The 17,866-nt window shown below is 64.1% G+C and carries 14 protein-coding genes; 9 read left to right on the top strand and 5 right to left on the bottom strand.

The features are described 5' to 3' along the window. Position 1: 1 nt before the first annotated feature. The 3 genes from ACIQTZ_RS07190 (at position 2) to ACIQTZ_RS07180 (ending at position 5,022) form a co-directional block, all read left to right on the top strand. Positions 2 to 1,651 carry an extracellular solute-binding protein gene (locus ACIQTZ_RS07190; RefSeq protein WP_402978867.1) on the top strand — a complete coding sequence of 550 codons (1,650 nt, stop codon included), beginning with the start codon at positions 2 to 4 and terminating at the stop codon, positions 1,649 to 1,651. 69 nt (positions 1,652 to 1,720) lie between these two features. Continuing rightward, positions 1,721 to 3,670, top strand: a complete 1,950-nt coding sequence (locus ACIQTZ_RS07185; protein ID WP_402978864.1) for a DUF2264 domain-containing protein — start codon at positions 1,721 to 1,723, stop codon at positions 3,668 to 3,670. After that, a complete protein-coding gene (locus ACIQTZ_RS07180; RefSeq protein ID WP_402978861.1) occupies positions 3,667 to 5,022 on the top strand; it encodes an alpha-L-fucosidase in 1,356 nt (451 codons plus the stop codon). The genes ACIQTZ_RS07185 and ACIQTZ_RS07180 overlap by 4 nt, the downstream gene beginning before the upstream one ends. 152 nt (positions 5,023 to 5,174) lie before the next feature. Here ACIQTZ_RS07180 and rarD read toward each other — a convergent pair whose 3' ends face one another. Next, positions 5,175 to 6,254 carry an EamA family transporter RarD gene (gene rarD / locus ACIQTZ_RS07175; protein ID WP_402979164.1) on the bottom strand — a complete coding sequence of 360 codons (1,080 nt, stop codon included), beginning with the start codon at positions 6,252 to 6,254 and terminating at the stop codon, positions 5,175 to 5,177. Between the two features lie 130 nt (positions 6,255 to 6,384). Between rarD and ACIQTZ_RS07170 the strand changes: the two genes are divergently transcribed. The 6 genes from ACIQTZ_RS07170 (at position 6,385) to ACIQTZ_RS07145 (ending at position 14,237) form a co-directional block, all read left to right on the top strand. Then, on the top strand, positions 6,385 to 7,824 hold the full coding sequence (locus tag ACIQTZ_RS07170; protein WP_402978858.1) for an FAD-dependent oxidoreductase: 1,440 nt from the start codon (positions 6,385 to 6,387) through the stop codon (positions 7,822 to 7,824). A 130-nt stretch (positions 7,825 to 7,954) separates the two neighbouring features. After that, on the top strand, positions 7,955 to 9,316 hold the full coding sequence (locus tag ACIQTZ_RS07165) for a GAF domain-containing protein (RefSeq protein ID WP_402978855.1): 1,362 nt from the start codon (positions 7,955 to 7,957) through the stop codon (positions 9,314 to 9,316). Between the two features lie 100 nt (positions 9,317 to 9,416). Beyond that, on the top strand, positions 9,417 to 10,940 hold the full coding sequence (locus ACIQTZ_RS07160; RefSeq protein ID WP_402978852.1) for an aldehyde dehydrogenase family protein: 1,524 nt from the start codon (positions 9,417 to 9,419) through the stop codon (positions 10,938 to 10,940). Positions 10,941 to 11,035: 95 nt separating this feature from the next. Then, on the top strand, positions 11,036 to 12,058 hold the full coding sequence (gene adhP / locus ACIQTZ_RS07155) for an alcohol dehydrogenase AdhP (RefSeq protein ID WP_400328852.1): 1,023 nt from the start codon (positions 11,036 to 11,038) through the stop codon (positions 12,056 to 12,058). Beyond that, on the top strand, positions 12,058 to 12,489 hold the full coding sequence (locus ACIQTZ_RS07150; protein ID WP_400328855.1) for a DUF779 domain-containing protein: 432 nt from the start codon (positions 12,058 to 12,060) through the stop codon (positions 12,487 to 12,489). The genes adhP and ACIQTZ_RS07150 overlap by 1 nt, the downstream gene beginning before the upstream one ends. 239 nt (positions 12,490 to 12,728) lie before the next feature. Next, entirely contained in the window at positions 12,729 to 14,237 is a 1,509-nt protein-coding gene (locus ACIQTZ_RS07145) for an amino acid permease (protein ID WP_400328858.1), read from the top strand. On the opposite strand, the gene ACIQTZ_RS07140 is transcribed toward ACIQTZ_RS07145, so the two are convergent. The 4 genes from ACIQTZ_RS07140 to ACIQTZ_RS07125 all read right to left on the bottom strand — a co-directional run bounded on the left by ACIQTZ_RS07140 (position 14,234) and on the right by ACIQTZ_RS07125 (position 17,816). After that, positions 14,234 to 14,869 carry a DUF2461 domain-containing protein gene (locus tag ACIQTZ_RS07140; RefSeq protein WP_402944839.1) on the bottom strand — a complete coding sequence of 212 codons (636 nt, stop codon included), beginning with the start codon at positions 14,867 to 14,869 and terminating at the stop codon, positions 14,234 to 14,236. The two genes, ACIQTZ_RS07145 and ACIQTZ_RS07140, sit on opposite strands and share 4 nt — an antisense overlap. 120 nt (positions 14,870 to 14,989) lie before the next feature. Further along, positions 14,990 to 16,471, bottom strand: a complete 1,482-nt coding sequence (locus tag ACIQTZ_RS07135; RefSeq protein WP_402944837.1) for a catalase — start codon at positions 16,469 to 16,471, stop codon at positions 14,990 to 14,992. A gap of 7 nt (positions 16,472 to 16,478) precedes the next feature. Next, complete coding sequence (locus tag ACIQTZ_RS07130; RefSeq protein ID WP_400272665.1) at positions 16,479 to 16,955, bottom strand: Fur family transcriptional regulator; 477 nt, start codon at positions 16,953 to 16,955, stop codon at positions 16,479 to 16,481. 30 nt (positions 16,956 to 16,985) lie between these two features. Further along, positions 16,986 to 17,816: a hypothetical protein gene (locus ACIQTZ_RS07125; protein WP_402944835.1), complete on the bottom strand. Its 831-nt coding sequence runs from the start codon at positions 17,814 to 17,816 to the stop codon at positions 16,986 to 16,988. Positions 17,817 to 17,866: the final 50 nt, after the last annotated feature.

Here is a 17,866-nt window from a genome sequence, read left to right as displayed (position 1 = left end):
CATGAACGCAGTACCCTCTGCCGGCCCCAGCCGCCGGAACTTCCTCTCGGTCGCAGGCATCGGCGCCTTGGCCCTGTTCGGCGGCGGCGCCCTGGCCGGTTGCGGCCAGCGAACCACCGGCGTGGCCTCCAACGCGAGCGAAGCCCTGCTGCCCACCACCGTTCCGCTGAAGGCGTCCATGGCAGACATTCCAGGCACTGCCGAGGGCGTTCCGGCCGCGTTCTACAAGTACCCCGCCCCTTTCCGGAGCGTCGCGAAGGCGCCCTTGAACGGCGGCAGGATCACGGCGATCACCAACCTCTTCGGCACGGCCCCGAATGGCCGTGCCGACAACCCGGCATGGCAGGCGATCGAAAAGCGACTGGGTGGGCAAGTGGACATCACGTCCGTGTCCTCGGACGATTACGCCACCAAGTTCAACACCATCATTGCCGGCGGCGAACTGCCGGACCTCATGCTCAACGACGGTGCCGCCGTGCCGAACATCGTGGAGTTTCTCCAAGCGAAATGCGCTGATCTCACTCCGTTGCTGGGCGGGGACAAAGTCAAGGACTACCCCAACCTGGCTGCCATCCCGGAGGTCTTCTGGAAGCAGACCGTCCAGGCCGGAAAACTGTACTCCTTGCCCATCCCGCGGAACCTCACGGGCGGCTCGGGCTTCGTCAACCAGACTCTCCTGGAAGCCGTGGGCCTGAAGTCCACCGAGGACATCAAGGACAAGGACGATTTCTACCGTGTGGCCAAGGAACTGACCAACCCTGCCAAGAACCAGTGGGCCCTGGGCAGCACCAAGTTCGGGCTGACGATGCTCCACCACATGTTCCGCACCCCGAACGTCTGGAAGAACGACGGCGGCAAACTCACCAGGGCGTTCGAAACGGACGAATACTTTGCCGCGATCGAATTCGCCGCCAAGCTCTACAAGGACGGCCTGTATGTCCCGGGTTCCGAGGGCTGGACCAAGTCGCAAATGGTGAACTCCTTCATCTCAGGCAAGGTAGCCATGATCTATGACGGCTTGCCCGCGTACATCGGTCCCACGGGCTACGGGCGCAGTGTTCCGGCAGCGAACAAGGCCAACAAGGCGGTCCCGTTCATTCCGGTGGGCCACGACGGCGGCAAGGCCCAGACGTGGCTGGACAACATCACTTTCGCCACCGTGATGCTCAAGAAGGCCGATGAGGCCAAGCTCAAGGAAGTCCTGGCCGTGGCCAACTTCCTGGCCGCACCGTTTGGCAGTGAAGAGTACCTGCTGCTCAACTACGGTGCAGAGGGCGTGGACTACACGCTGGATGCCAACGGCAACCCCGTGGTCACCGACCGCGCGCTCCTGGACAACGCCGTGCCGTGGAAGTACCTCGCAGCTCCCCAGCAGGTGGTCTACGATCCCAGCAACAAGGACATTGTGGACGTCATGCACAACGCCTATTCCAAGCTCATTCCCCTGGGCGTGGAAGATCCGTGCGGCACGTTGTTCAGCCCCACGAATGCGAGCAAGGGGGCCAAGCTCGGCCAGCCAGTCTCCGATGCTGCCACGGCGGTCATTGCGGCCCGTGGTTCCATGGACGCACTCAAGACTGCGGTGGCGGACTGGAAGAAGAACGGCGGAGACACCATCCGCGGCGAATACGAATCGGCCCTGGCCAAGTAGCGCTCCGGCCGCAAACAGACTCATCAGCGTGCGTCAGCCCTCCCGCACCAGACCCAAGGACCCAGCACCGTGAAACAGCCCTTCCCCACCAACCTGCCCTGGCTGCCCAAACCACAGACCGCACCCTCCCCGTTCACGGGCTGGACGCGGGCACAGTGGGAGGCCACAGCCGACCACTGGCTGGAGCACATCCGGAACTATTCCAGCCCGCTCAAGGCCAGTCCAAGGCTTCCCGGGCACGTGACCCGCGACGGCGAGCGCCGCGAGGGCATGGAAACCATTGGCCGGAGCCTGTTGCTGGCGGCTCCGCGCATCGCCGGAGCCCGCGGCCAGGACCGTTTGGCTTTGGCGGAGTGGTACCGCGGGGCGTTGCTGGCCGGTACCGATCCAGTGGGCCCGGAACGGTGGCCGTTGGGTGTGACCTGCAAGTCGCCGTTGCTGGGGGTGACCAATTCGATCGTCGAGGCAGCCAACATTGCCTTCTCGCTGTTCATTGCCCGTGAGTGGTTGTGGGATCCGTTCACGGAGTCGGAGAAGAAGCAGGTGGCCGGCTGGTTGCGGCACCACGCCCGCTTGGAGGTGTGGGGCAACAACTGGCAGCTGTTCCCTGCGATGGCCGAGGGGTTCCTTCGCTCGGTGGGCGAGGATGTCTCCGGCTGCACGGGCGGGCGCAACGTTGCCCGGGTGGAATCCTGGTACCTGGGCGATGGGTGGTACACAGATGGTCCGGAACACGCCATCGACTACTACAACGCGTGGGCCATCCATCCCTATCTCTGGGCCTGGTACAAGATGACAGGGCGGGAGGAAACCCCCGACGGGCAGCGGCATCTGGAGCGCTTGCGTGAGTTTGTGTCGACGCAGAGCCTGATGTTTGCCACGGACGGGGCGGTGCTCCATGTGGGGCGTTCCCTGGCATACCGGACAGCCGTCCTGGCGGCGTTATGGTGCGCTGAAATGTCCGGAGTGAATCCGTTGTCCTCCGCGGCCACGCGAAGGTTGGCGTCAGGGGTCTTGGCGAACTTCACTGCCCACGGAGTGGGTGTCGACGAACCCCTGAGCCTGGGGTGGTACGGCCCGCATGAAGGATCGTGCCAGGCCTACAGCGGTTTTGGCTCGCCCTACTTGGCCGGCATTGGTTTCCTGGGGCTGGCCCTCCCACCGGAACACCCGGTGTGGCAGGACGTGGAGGAGCCGCAGCCCAGCGATGGTCCGCCCATCGTTCGCCCGCTGCCGGACCTGGGGTGGACGTTGAGTACCCACGGAGGCCTGTCCCGCCTGACCAACCATGGCAGCGACCATTGCGGCCTGCCAGTTGGCGGTGGCACGGATCCGGACGATCCGCACTATGCCAAGTTCTCCTATTCCACCCACACCGCGCCGGGAACGGGACAGGCGTGGATGGACAACATTGACGGCCACCTCGCGTTGCTGGGATCCGACGGCGTGGCGAGCCGGCGTTGTGCGCTCCGAGGCAGCCGCACGGACGGCGTGGTCAGCGGCTCGGTCCATGTTCCCCAGTTGTACGGCAAGGCGCTCGCGGGTACTGCCGTCACCACGGTGTCCGTGACCAGGGGGATCCACGAAGTGCGCTGCCATCTGGTGCGCGGTCCGGTGGATTACCGGGTCCGTGAGGGTGGCCACGCGGTTGCCGGAAACCAGCCTGTGTCCGCGGGGACGTCAGGTGCCACAGCATGGGTGAACAACGGGGACGTTTTCGCAGCCGTCACGGGGATGCATGGTTGGGAGGACGCTGGAACCACCGGATACACGGGGTCCAACGCCATGGGTGAACACTCGGCGGTGCCGCATCTCTCTGCCCGGAGGACCACGGAGCAAACAGTGCACGTCGCTTTGCACACACTCACCCGGGACCCTGCCCCGGCACCCGAATCGCTGGAGGCGATGGCCGCCGTCGTGGTTTCCGGTACGGAAGTCACGGTGAGGTGGGCGGACGGCAGTACCCAATCCGTTGACCTGGCGTCGTTCGTGCCGTGGGACGGGCAGGTGGGGAAGTGATCGAGCTCAAGTACGGTGCTTCACGCGAGAATCCCCGCGAGGATGACGCCATGCGGCGCTTCCGCGGACACCGCGTGGGCCAATTCATCCACTGGGGTCTCTACGCCTTGCCAGCGGGCCGGTGGGAGGGCAAGGACGTGGAGTTCGCGGCCGAGTTCCTCCCGCGGATCGCCGGCATTCCGCAGGCGCGGTGGGAGGCGCTGGCCAACGACTTCACGCTGGCGGACTTCGACGCCGGCGCGTGGGCAGACACAGCGGTGGCCCTCGGAGCCAAGTACATGACCATCACCACCAAACACCACGACGGTTTCTGCCTCTGGCCGAGTGCCTACACGGACTTCCACATGGGCAACACTCCGTCCGGCCGTGATGTCCTGGCCGAACTCATCGAGGCCTACACGGCCCGTGGGATCGATGTCTGCTTCTACTATTCCGTGCTCGATTGGCACCACCCGGACTGGCGCTTCACGTTGGAGAACGACGGCGACCACGCGGCTTTCGCGCGCTACCTCGACTTCGCGATGAACCAGTTGGAAGAACTGGCGGACAGGTATCCGGACGTGAAGGGGTTCTGGTTCGACGGGACCTGGGACGAATCGGTGAAAGCCAACGGCTGGTGGACGTGGGAAGTGGAGCAAATGCTCAAGGAACGCATCCCCGGCGTGGTGGTCAACAGCCGCTTACGGGCCGACGATTTCGGTGCGCGGCACATGGATTCCAACGGCCGGCTCATGGGCGACTACGAGAGCGGATACGAACGCAGGCTGCCCGAACCGTGGAACACCGGCGTTGCCAAGCGCGATTGGGAAGCGTGCATGACCATTCCGCAAGCGTCGTGGGGTTACCACCAAGGCGAATGGGCGCAGTCCACGCTCAAGCACCCCCTGGACATTGTGGACATGATCGCCCACTGCACTTCCCTGGGCGGGAACCTGCTCTTGAATTTCGGGCCCCGTGGCGACGGTTCCATGGCTCCCGCCGAGGTGGAGATCGCACGCGGGGTGGGTGGATGGCTCGCGGTGAACGGTGAGGCGGTGTACGGCTGCGGCTTTGCTGACGGTTGGGAATACCCCGGTTGGGGGTACTTCACCGAGGACCAGTCCACGGGCAGGGTGTTTGCGATCGTCACGCGTGTGCCGGCCTCAGGGCGGATCCGGATCCAGCTCCCGGGTGGATTGGCCCTCGTGGGCCTCCGCTTGCTGGGCTCTGGAGCCCATTCGTTCAAGCCGTTGGCGGATTCCTTGGTGGAGGTGGACGTTTCCGGGATGCGGGGTGTGCCCGTGTTGGGCCTGGAAACCGCCGAGCGCGCGGGGGAGGGCTTAAGGGAGCCAAACCCGGACGTGCTCACGTAAGGGCCCGTACTGTTCCCACGAATCCGGCGAACTCCCGGGAAGCCTGCGCTTTCGCCGGGAAACTTCCAGCGAACCTGCAGGGTTCCCACGAACGCGGCGAAACCCGGCGCAACCCGGCGCAGCGTTCCCAGAACCCGGCGAAACCCCGGGACTCAGGCAGCCGCGAGCTTCGCCTGCCTCCGGAGCACCGCGTTCTTCCGGGCGGTCCGGAGCATGTCGATGGTGAGGAGCACCAGGGCCAGCCATACCACGCAGAAACCGATCCAGCGGGCCGTGGTCATGGCCTCGTGGAACACGGTGAGCGCCACGATGAACTGGAGCACCGGGGCAAAGTACTGGAGCAGGCCGATGGTGGTCATGGGCAGACGGCGGGCGGATGCTCCAAAGAACAGCAAGGGAACCGCGGTGATGACGCCCGAGGCCAGGATGAGCCAGAAGTGTCCCGGACCTTGGGTGGTGAGCGTGGCAACGCCGGTAGCTCCGAGGACCACCATGGTGATTGCTGCGAAGGGGGCCAGCACCACGGTTTCAACGGAGAGGCTGGTGAGCGCGTCCACCTTGGGTCCCACCTTCTTCTTGACGAAGCCGTACAGGCCAAAGCTGAAGGCCAGGAGCAAGGCGATCCACGGGAGCTGCCCGTAGGAGAACGTCAGCACGCCAACGGCGACGAAGCCGATTCCCACGGCGGCCCACTGCAGTGGCCGCAGCTTTTCCTTCAGGACGAACACGCCGAGGAGCACGGACACCAAGGGGTTGATGAAGTAGCCGAGGGAGGTCTCCACCGCGTGGCCGGTGGTGACACCGAAGGTGTAGGTGAGCCAGTTGACCGCGATCAGGCCTGCTGCCAAGGCCAGCGGTCCCATCACTGAGCGATCCTTCACCGCAGCAAAAAGGGTTCTCCAGGACCGCGTGATCGTGATCAGGAGGGCACAGAAAACCAAGGACCAGACAATCCGGTTGGCGACGATCTCGATGGCTCCGGCCGGTTGCAGCACGAAGAAGTAGAGGGGGAGCAGACCCCAGAGCCCGTACGCGCCGATACCAAACAACACACCCGTGGTGGTCTCACTCCGAACCGGTTTCACCGCAACAGCACCCGAATCCGTACTGCTGCCACCGCCGCCCCCAGCTGCCGCCGTCGTGGGCTGGTTCGAAGAGGACGTGGCTGCGGTGGTTTGTTCGGGTGTCGACACAAAAGCGCCAACACCACCCGCGGACGCAATATTCCGCAATATTCCCTGAAACATTAGGAATTTGTGTGACTCCTGCCATATGAGCGGCCGGGGCAGGGGTCGAGATCTAGAATTGGAAACCTGCGCGCCCCAACAACGGGCGTGGCTCACTGCTTCGGAAGGGCTCCCGGTGTCTGACTCAGCCGCAACAACCCCCAGTCGTCCACTTCGCGTTGCGATCGTCGGCGCAGGCCCGGCCGGTGTGTACGCCGCGGACATCCTGACCAAGTCCAACGAGGTCAAGGACGGGCAGGTGGACGTCAGCATCGACCTTTTCGAGGCGTACCCCGCGCCGTATGGCCTGATCCGTTATGGCGTAGCGCCGGACCACCCGCGCATCAAGGGAATCGTCAACGCGCTCCACAAGGTGCTGGACCGGGGCGATATCCGCTTCCTGGGCAATGTGACGTACGGCCGGGACCTGACGCTGCATGATTTCCGGGCTTTCTACGACGCCGTGATCTTCTCCACCGGAGCCATCAAGGACGCCGACCTGAACATTCCGGGGATCGAACTCGAAGGTTCCTTCGGCGGCGCGGACTTTGTCTCCTGGTACGACGGCCACCCGGACGTTCCCCGCGACTGGCCCCTTGAAGCCAAGGAGATCGCGGTGATCGGCAACGGCAACGTCGCACTCGACGTCGCCCGCATGCTGGCCAAGCACCCCGAAGAACTCCTGGTCACCGAAATTCCGGACAACGTGTACCAGGGCCTGAAGAAATCGCCGGTCACGGACGTCCATGTGTTTGGTCGCCGCGGCCCCGCGCAGGTGAAGTTCACCCCGCTGGAACTGCGCGAACTCTCGCACTGCAAGGACGTGGACATTGTCCTCTACCCGGAGGACTTCGAGTTCGACGACGCCTCGGAGGAGGCCATCCGCAGCAACAACCAGATCAAGACCATGGTCAACACCCTGACCAACTGGCTGGTGGAGGAACACGCCGAGTCGGAGCAGCCGTCCTCCCGCCGCTTGCACCTGCACTTCCTGCACAGCCCCGTGGAGATCCTGGATTCGCCCGATAACCCGGGCACGGTGTCCGCCATCAAGTTCGAACGCATGGAATTGGACGGCACGGGCAACGCCAAGGGCACCGGCGAATTCATCGAGTACCCCGTCCAGGCCGTCTACCGGGCCATCGGCTACCACGGCTCGCCCCTTGAGGAACTGCCGTACGACGCCCGCCGCGGCGTCATCCCGAACGACGGCGGTCGCGTCCTGGGTGCCGACGGCCAACCCGTACCGGGAATCTACGCCACAGGATGGATCAAGCGCGGTCCCGTGGGGCTGATCGGGCACACCAAGGGGGACGCACTGGAAACCATTGGCTGCCTGCTCGAGGACAGGCTGAACCTGCCCCCGGCCGAGAACCCGGATCCGAAGGCCATCATCAACCTCCTGGAGGAGCGTGGCGTCGAGTACACCACGTGGGAGGGGTGGAACCGGCTGGACGCCCACGAGGCCGCCCTGGGTGAGGCGTGGTCCGGCGGCGCGGACAACGGCGACGGCGTGGTCCGCGAACGCATCAAGGTGGTCCCGCGCGAGGAAATGATCCGCATCTCCCGCGGCTGAACCCCGGCGTAACCCGGCCGGCAGCAGGCATCGCTGTACCCAAAGCCCGGGTGCCGAACTAGACTGGCCCGTACCGCCCGCCGTGAACGCCGCCCCGTTACCGCGGCATGTACCGCAGCCAGGGAGTTCGATGAAGAGCCCAGTCCACCCGCCGCTTCCGGGTAGCGAAGCCGCCAAGCTGCTGCAGCGGCGTGCCCTTGCGGGCCACGAGCACCTGGAGTCCGGGGATCCGGCGGACCTGGCCGGCCTCCGCAGCCTGGTGCGCGAGTCCTGGCAACGTTCGGCCATCTTGCAGGCCAACCCGGACGTGGCCGAAGCGCCGCTCGCCATGGACCTTGACGAACTTGAGGACTACCGCGCGCGGCATCCGCTGGCCACCATCATGCCGGTGATCCGCAAGCTCCTGATCCAGCCCAGCCATGACAGCGGCCTGCTGGTGGCCGTAGGGGACGACGTCGGCCGCCTCCTCTGGGTTGATGGCGACCCCGTGATGCAACGCAGGGCTGAAGGCATGATGTTCGTTGCCGGTTCGGATTGGTCCGAGGCCTCCGTGGGGACCAGCGCACCCGGTACCGCGCTCGCCTTGGACCGCAGCATCCAGATCTCCGGCGCTGAACACTTCAAACGTTCGGTCCATCCGTGGAGCTGCACGGCCGTTCCGTTCCACGATCCCGATTCCGGGGCCCTTCTGGGTGTCGTCGACATCACGGGCACGGAGACAGCCGTAGCCCCACACACGGTTTCGCTGGTGGAAGCCACCGTGGCGGCGGCCCAGGCACAGTTACGGATCGAACGCCTGCAACTCGCTGCGACGGCAAACGCAAAACCACGACGCCGGAGCTCGCCTTCCGCCGCAAGCGCCGGTTCCGGGGACAAACCTCACAAGCATTCGCTGTACCGCAACAGCCTCCAACTCCTGGGCCGCGACCAGGCGTTGCTCAGCATCGACGGCAGGACTGCGACGCTGTCCGCACGGCACAGCGAAATCCTCGCCATCCTCGGCAACCACCCCGCAGGCCTGAGTGCAGATGACCTATGCACCCAGCTGTACCCCGGGGAAGGTTCAGCCGTGACGCTCCGGGCCGAGATGGTCCGGCTGCGCAAGGTCATCCACGAACTCAGCCCGGAAGCGGTCCCTGAATCCCGGCCCTACCGCTTGCCTGTGGAACTCCTGCCCGACTCGGGCCAGGTCCTCACCTGCTTGCAGCGCGGAGCCCACCGGATTGCCTTGGAGATCTACAAAGGTGCTGTCCTCCCACGATCGGAGGCGCCCGGCGTCGTGCAGTTGCGCGAACGGGTCTCGCACCTGCTGCGCGAGGCGCTGCTGAGCGACGGCAGCGCCGATTCGCTGCTCAAGTACGCCGAACTGCCCGAGGCAAGGTTCGACGTCGAACTCCGCCTTGCGATCCTGAAGCTCCTGCCGCCGCGCTCGCCCAAGCGGGCCGCGATCGTGGCCGATCTTGAGCGGCTGGAGGACGAGTTGGCCGTCTGAGTGACCTGACTCACAGGGTTGCAACGTAGCTGCAACCTTCCCGCTCCTAGGCTCGGATCAATGGCGACAGCCACCGTGATTCGCAGCAAAGGAGCTAGCAATGACTGTTTATGCACAGCCAGGTGCAGAGGGATCGAAGGTCACCTTCAAGGACCGTTACGAGAACTGGATCGGCGGGGAATGGGTGGCCCCGGTCAAGGGCGGCTACTTCGAAAACATCACTCCTGTCACTGGCAAGGCCTTCTGCGAAGTTGCCCGCGGCACGGCCGAAGACATCGAATTGGCCCTGGATGCCGCGCACAAGGTGGCGCCGTCGTGGGGCAAAACCTCAGCCACTGAACGCGCAGCCATCCTCAACAAGATCGCCGACCGGATCGACGAGAACGTGGAGCTCCTCGCCGTCGCTGAGACCTGGGACAACGGCAAACCAATCCGCGAGACCCTCAATGCGGACATCCCTCTGGCTGCCGACCACTTCCGCTACTTCGCTTCCGCGATCCGTGCCCAGGAAGGCCACCTGTCCCAGCTCGACGATGACACCACGGCCTACCACTTCCACGAACCGCTCGGCGTGGTGGGGCAGATCATCCCTTGGAACTTCCCCATCCTCATGGCCGTGTGGAAGCTCGCCCCGGCGCTGGCCGCAGGCAACGCAGTGGTCCTGAAGCCGGCAGAGCAGACGCCGACGTCCATCCTGGTCCTCATGGAACTCATCGGTGACCTGCTTCCCGCCGGTGTCGTGAACGTGGTCAACGGGTTCGGCGTCGAGGCGGGCAAACCCCTCGCTTCCAGCCCGCGCATCAGGAAGATCGCCTTCACGGGCGAGACCACCACGGGTCGCCTGATCATCCAGTACGCTTCCAACAACCTCATCCCCGTCACGCTGGAGCTGGGCGGCAAGAGCCCCAACATCTTCTTCGACGACGTCGCATCCCAGAACGATGCCTTCTACGACAAGGCCCAGGAAGGCTTCACGCTTTTCGCGTTCAACCAGGGCGAAGTGTGCACCTGCCCATCCCGTGCTCTGGTCCAGGAAGGCATCTACGACTCCTTCATGGCCGACGTCGTCGCCCGGACCAACAAGATCATCCAGGGCAACCCGCTGGACACCGAGACCCAGATCGGTGCGCAGGCCTCCAACGACCAGCTCGAGAAGATCCTCTCCTACATCGACATCGGAAAGCAGGAAGGCGCAAAGGTCCTCACCGGCGGTGCCCGGGCCGAGCTTCCAGGCGACCTGGCCGGCGGCTACTACGTCCAGCCCACCATCTTCGAAGGCCACAACCGGATGCGGATCTTCCAGGAGGAAATCTTCGGCCCCGTGGTCTCGGTGACGCGCTTCAGCGACTACAACGACGCCATCGGCATCGCCAACGACACCCTCTACGGCCTCGGCGCCGGCGTCTGGTCCCGCAACGGCAACGTCGCCTACCGGGCGGGCCGCGAAATCCAAGCCGGACGCGTCTGGGTCAACAACTACCACGCGTACCCCGCAGGAGCTGCCTTCGGCGGGTACAAGTCATCAGGCATCGGCCGTGAGAACCACGCCATGATGCTGGACCACTACCAGCAGACCAAGAACCTGCTGGTCAGCTACAACGAGAACAAACTCGGCTTCTTCTAAAGAGCTTGTGCACGGCAGCCGTCCGTCAGCTGGTCCCTGTGGCGGCCGCCGTGCACAACACATCCTGTTGTTCATCTGAAAGAGGGAGATCGTCAATGTCGACGACCATGCAAGCAGCAGTAGTTACCGAATTTGGAACCGACCTGAAGGTCATGGAAGTGGAACGTCCGACGCCGGGTCCCGGCCAGGCGCTGGTCCGCCTCCTGACGTCGGGGGTCTGTCATACCGACCTGCACGCCGCCGAAGGCGACTGGCCGGTCAAGCCGACGCCACCCTTCGTTCCCGGCCATGAGGGTGTGGGCGAAGTGGTGGAACTGGGCGAAGGCGTCACGGACGTTGCCGTAGGAGACCTCGTAGGCAACGCCTGGCTCTGGTCCGCTTGCGGCGACTGCCAGTACTGCCGCACAGGCTGGGAGACGCTGTGCGAGTCGCAGAAGAACGGCGGCTACAGCATCGATGGCTCGTTCGGGGAGTACATGCTGGTGGACACCCGTTTCGCCGCGCGCATCCCGGAAGGCTCGGACCCCGTGGAAGTTGCTCCCGTGCTCTGCGCCGGAGTCACCGTCTACAAGGGCCTGAAGATGACCGAAGCCAAGCCCGGCCAATGGGTCACCATCTCCGGAATCGGTGGACTGGGCCACATCGCCGTCCAGTATGCCGTGGCCATGGGCTTGCGGGTGGCGGCCGTGGACATTGCGGATGACAAGCTGGCACTCGCCCGGGAACACGGCGCTGAACTGACGGTCAATGCCCTGCACGAGGATCCAGCCGAGGTCATCCAGCGGGAAACCGGCGGTTGCCACGGAGTCCTGGTCACCGCAGTCCATCCCTCCGCCTTCGGCCAGGCGATCGGCATGGCCAGGCGCGGCGGAACGATCGTCTTCAACGGACTGCCTCCCGGAGACTTCCCGGCGCCGATCTTCGACATCGTCTTGAAGGGCCTCACCGTCCGGGGTTCGATCGTAGGCACCCGGCAGGACCTGGAGGAAGCGCTCGAGTTCTACGCGCAGGGGAAGATCAAGCCAACGGTCTCCACCCGCGAACTCTCTGAAGTGAATGCCGTCTTCGACGAGATGAAGCACGCCAAGATCGACGGCCGAGTGGTCTTGAAGTTCTGATGACCGCGGCCCCGGACATCCTGGAAGCTTCGGTGACACTGCCGGGGGAGGACTTCTCCCGGGTGGCACTGACCCCGGCCGCAGTGGAACTGCTGCGCAAGCTCTGGGAGCAACACGGACCCTTGATGTTCCACCAGTCCGGTGGCTGCTGCGACGGGTCTGCGCCCATGTGCTATCCGGCCGGTGACTTCCTGACGGGAGACTCCGACGTCCTGCTGGGCAGGTTCGATCTCGGCGATGACGGAGACTCCATTGGGGCCAAGCCCCTTGAGTTCTGGATGTCCAGGGAACAGTTCGCCTACTGGTCCCACACGCACCTGACAGTGGATGTTGTCCAAGGCCGGGGGAGCGGCTTCTCCGTGGAGGCGCCCGAAGGGAAACGGTTCCTGATCCGCTCCACCATCATGGACTGGGACGTGCCAGGTGTCTGACAGCAAGCATTCCTGAACGTCCAAGCCTGAGTAACTGGAAGGCCCCACGACGGCGAATTTTCCGCCTGAATGGGGCCTTTCGCATGATGTGGCGGGGGCAACAGCGGAAGTCACAGCAGCACCATCAGTCCCACTAGTCCATTTGTTGTCTCATTATTTGGGACAAATATGGCCGTCCATTGGCCGGACACTATCCTTGATGAGTCCTATACCACCCCCATCCAGAATGTGGCATATTTATGAACATTTTCAGGACCAAATCAATCGAGCAGTCGATAGCCGACGCCGATGAGCCCGGTCGCAAGCTCAAGCGAAGCCTGAGCACCTGGGACCTGATGATCATGGGCGTCGCCGTCGCCGTCGGCGCCGGTATCTTCTCCGTGGGCGCCAAGGCAGCGGCAAACTTCGCGGGCCCGGCGGTCACCATTTCCTTCGTGGTTGCGGCTGTCACCTGTGCCTTGGCCATCATGTGCTACGCGGAATTCGCTACGGCGATCCCCGTGGCAGGCTCCGCCTACGTCTTCACCTACGCCACCATGGGCGAGGTGCTCGCGTGGATCATCGGCTGGAACCTCATCCTTGAACTTTTCACCGCTGCGGCCGTGATCGCCAAGTACTGGGGCATCTACCTCAGCAAGGTCTTTGGCCTCATGGGAGTGGACATGCCTCCCGCCATCAACATCGGAGGCGTGGACCTCTACTGGGGCGCCTTCCTCATTGTCGCCATCTTCACGGTGCTGCTGGTGCTGGGGACAAAGTTGTCCGCCCGCGTCGGCAACATCTTCACGCTGATCAAGATCGGCGTGGTCCTGTTCGTGATCGTCGTCGGCTTCACCTACGTGAAGTTCTCCAACTACACCCCGTTCGTTCCTGCCTCGCAGCCCACCGCGGGCAGTGGCGTGGACGACGTCATGAAGCAGTCCTTCTTCGGATTCCTGACCGGTGCCGTACCGGCGCAATACGGAACCCTCGGCATTTTCGCGGGCGCAGCACTGGTGTTCTTCGCTTTCATCGGCTTCGACGTCGTTGCTACCTCCGCTGAAGAAGTGAAGAACCCGCAGAAGACCCTTCCGCGCGGCATCTTCGGCGGCCTGGCCCTGGTGACGCTCCTCTACATCCTGGTCTCCCTGGCCTTGACCGGCATGGTCTCCTACACGCAGCTCGCGGCCGAGAAAGCCCCGACGCTGACTACGGCCTTCGAGGCCGTGGGTAACAACGATGCCGCCAAGGTCATTGCCTTCGGTTCACTGGTGGGCCTGACCACCGTGATCATGGTGCTCCTCATGGGCCTGGCGCGCGTGGTCCTCGCCATGAGTCGGGACGGTCTCCTGCCCCGTGCCCTGTCCAAGACCAGCGAGAAGCGCGCCACGCCTGCCCGGCTGCAGATCATTTGTGGTGCGGCGGTGGCCCTGGTTGCCGGGCTTACCGCCGTTGACCTGCTCGAGGAAATGATCAACATCGGCACGTTGTCCGCGTTCGTCATGGTGAGCCTGGGCATCCTGGTGCTTCGCAAGAAGCGCCCTGACCTCAAGCCTGCCTTCCGTGTGCCCTTCGGCAAGGTAGTGCCGTGGATCTCCGCGATCCTCTGCCTCTACCTGATGACCAACCTGGCTGTGCAGACCTGGATCTTCTTCGGCATCTGGCTGGTTGTTGGCATGGTCATCTACTTCGCCTACGGCCAGCGCCACTCACGGTTGAACGAGAAGTTCGCCGCGGCCAAGGAGGCTGTGGACTCTCCCGTGGGCTAGGGTACGGCATGTTCGCTGACCCAGTCCACCAATGGCCGGAGGGTTTCCCAGCGGGCGGCGATCTCCTGGCGGGCCGCTGCGGTGGAGAGCCACTCCGGCTCACCCACCTCCACGCCTGCTGAGAGTGACTTATGCTTCAGGAGTTCGGCCCGTGGATGGTCTTTGTCGAACCCGCGGGGCACGGTCTTGAGCTTTTCGCCTTCGATGGCAAAGCCCGCAGCGGCCACTGCGTCAACGATCTTCCGGAGTTCTTCGCCGCTGCCCGGGGCATCCACGGCGGCGCGGAACCGGGCCAACTGCGCAGGGGTATGTGAGTGGTAGCCGCCGCCGATCAGGAGTCCGTCGGCGCTGATCTGGACGTAGAAGCCCACGCCTTCCTTGCTTTCGGCGAAGGCACCTTGGGCCGTCTTGTACGGCGACTTGTCCTGGGAAAACCGGATGTCCCTGTTGGGCCGGAAAATCTTAGCCGGCCCGAACTCCGGTTCCAGCCCCGAGAGGAGAGCCGAAAGCGGCTCTCTCACCTCGGCGTCGTACGTCTTTTTGTGCTCCAGCCACCACTCGCGGTTGTTGTTCCCTTCCAATTCCTCGTAGAAGCGGAAAGCGGCAGAGGGGATTCCTTCAAATGTGCTCATGCAAGGATCCTAGGGATGCGCTACCGGGCGAAGCCATAGCGGGAAAAGCCTATGTGGAAAAGAAAAACACCCCGCCGCGGAGAAGAATCCGCAGCGGGGTGTTCCCGTTAAGGCTGACGCTTAGAGCTTGTTGGCTGCTTCTGCGTCGGAGGCACCTTCGCCGGCGCCGAGGTTGGCGCGCAGCTTGGCGCCGAGTTCGGCATCAACGTTGGTCCAGTACTGGATGGCGCGTTCCTTGATGTCGGCGCTCTTCACGCCGCCAACAGCACCGGTGATGGTGTCGAGGAAGCGTGCCTTGGCAGCCTCGTCGTAGACCTCGCGGTACAGCGCACCGGCCTGGCCGAAGTCGCTGTCCTCAGCGTGCAGGGAGTGTGCGGAGAGGGTGAGCTCGCCGTCGTTCTCCCAGCCACCGGCCGGGGAAGCCGGCTCAACAGCAGCCGGGCCACCAACGGTGTTCGGAGCGTAGACCGGGGTGGACGGGGAGTTGAACAGGTAACGTCCCTGGCCATCCTGGCTGTAGTTGTGGACCGGGCTCTTGGGCTGGTTCACGGGGATCTGGGCGTGGTTGGTGCCAACGCGGTAGCGGTGTGCGTCAGCGTAGGAGAAGATGCGGGCCTGCAGCATCTTGTCCGGGGAAGCAGCGATACCCGGCACGAAGTTCGACGGCGCGAAGGTGGCCTGCTCGATCTGCGCGAAGTAGTTCTCCGGGTTCTTGTTCAGCTCCATGGTGCCCACGTGGATCAGCGGGTAGTCAGCGTGCGGCCACACCTTGGTGAGATCGAACGGGTTGAAGCGGTAGGTCTTGGCGTCCTCGTAAGGCATGACCTGGACGTGCAGTTCCCAGGACGGGAAGTTGCCGGCCTCGATGTTCTCGTGGAGGTCGCGGATGTAGAAGTCTGCATCCGAACCGGCCAGGGCTTCAGCCTGCTCGCCGGTGATGGAGTTGACGCCCTGGTTGGACTTGAAGTGGTACTTGACCCAGAAGCGCTCGCCCTCGGCGTTGATCCACTGGTAGGTGTGCGAGCCGTAGCCCTGCATTTCACGCCAGGAAGCCGGGAGGCCACGGTCGCCCATGAGCCAGGTGACCTGGTGTGCGGACTCGGGGGAGAGGGTCCAGAAGTCCCACTGCATGTCAGCGTCACGCAGGTGGGTACCCGGGAGGCGCTTCTGGGAGTGGATGAAGTCCGGGAACTTGATGCCATCGCGGATGAAGAACACCGGGGTGTTGTTGCCCACGAGGTCGTAGTTGCCCTCGGTGGTGTAGAACTTCACGGCGAAACCGCGGGGGTCGCGCCACGTGTCGGGAGAGCCGTTCTCGCCGGCCACGGAGGAGAAGCGGATCAGCATGTCCGTCTCGGCACCCGGCTGCAGGAAAGCGGCCTTGGTGTACTTGGAGACGTCAGAGGTGGTCTTGAAGGTACCGAAAGCGCCGCCACCCTTGGCGTGCACAACACGCTCCGGAACCCGCTCGCGGTTGAACTGTGCGAGCTTTTCCACCAGGTAGTGGTCGGTGAGGATGATGGCACCGTCGGCGCCGACGGACTTGGAGTGCGCGTCCGACGTAACGGGGGCACCTGACTGTGTGGTCGAAATGGCAGTCATGTTTCTCCTATTTCTGGGTTGCTGGTTGTTTGGGAAGCTGTTGTTTGGCTTGGCAGTCCTGGCAGATTCCCTGGTAAAGGACGTCTGCGATCTGGATGGTCATTGGCTTGGAGTTCTCGTCCCAGTGCGGCGTGAGGCACGGTGCGTGTCCCACCGCGCAATCCACGTCCTCCACCCGGCCGCAACTGATGCACACGGCGTGGTGGTGGTTGTCGCCTACCCGCGTTTCGTACAGCGCGGGTGAGTGCGGGGGTTCGAAGCGTCGCAGCATCTGCAAATCCGTGAGGTCGCTGAGCACCACGTAAACGGACTGCGCCGTCAGTTCAGGAAGCTCTTCGCGTGCAGCGGCAAGGATGCCCTCTGCCGGAGAGTGCGGATGATGCTGGACCGCAGCCAACACTGCCAGCCGCTGTTTGGTCACGCGCCGTCCATGGGCATGCAGGGCTGCGGCCCATGCTTGCTGGTCGGTCGTGTGATCGGTCATGCATTCATTGAAACACTTATTTTGATGAGTTCACAATAAGGCGAGACTAACTTCCGGTAAACGGAACACATCCAACAGCGGACTCCCGTCTTCGGCCCCGGATCTGCCCACGGCATGGATCCGCACGGCAGAACCGGCGCGTTCGCCTTCCACGGCTACACAACTGAAGCCGCTCAGGCCGCTCGTCAGGGGCAGTGCACCAAGCGACGCGGCCATGGCCACCAGTTCGCCGGGAAGCAGCCCGGCTATGGAGGCGGCTCCACTGGCAGGTTCAATGACGCTATGGTGCCGGGAGGCATCCACCGCCGCCACCAGGGGCACCAGCGTCCGGGCACGCACGACGCCGGCGCCTGGGCCAGGTGCGAACGGCACCCCCGGCGGCGGTTGGGTGCGTGGGTGGTGGACAGCCGAAGGTTGTTCCGGCAGGAAGGGGCCCTCCGCAAAGAAACGAAGCGACTCCCGAAGTTCCGAGTCCACCCTTTCCAGGGTTTCCTCTGGTTCGGCCAGCCGCCGGTGGGCAGGCAGCGCAAGCTGGCGTCCCGGCGTCGTGGTTTCAGAAGCCCAACGGCCGAAAAGGTGGAACGTGGGGGTGGAGGATTCCGCGACCGGCTCACCCAGGGCCGAGCCGAGCGGATGCCAGCGGTGCGCGAACATGACGGCGCACCGGACGACACCCAGGACATCCTGCAAAGCGGCCCGGGCGAGGTTATGGCACAGCAGCCAGTCGGCAGCGGAGGCCTCGCCGAATTCGGTGGAAGGATCGGACAACCGGACCACAAGGTGTCCCGCCGTCAGCGGGTGGCGGGGCCGGGCTATTTCCCAGATGGCGGAACGGAACAGCAATTGACGTGACAACGCCATACGTACCCCTCCTTCCTTCCCCGGGTGAGCCTACCAAGGGTGTGGTTACG

The sequence above is a fragment of the Paenarthrobacter sp. NPDC090520 genome (assembly GCF_044769205.1).
Lineage (GTDB): Bacteria > Actinomycetota > Actinomycetes > Actinomycetales > Micrococcaceae > Arthrobacter.
This window is presented reverse-complemented; position numbering and strand designations above follow the sequence as displayed.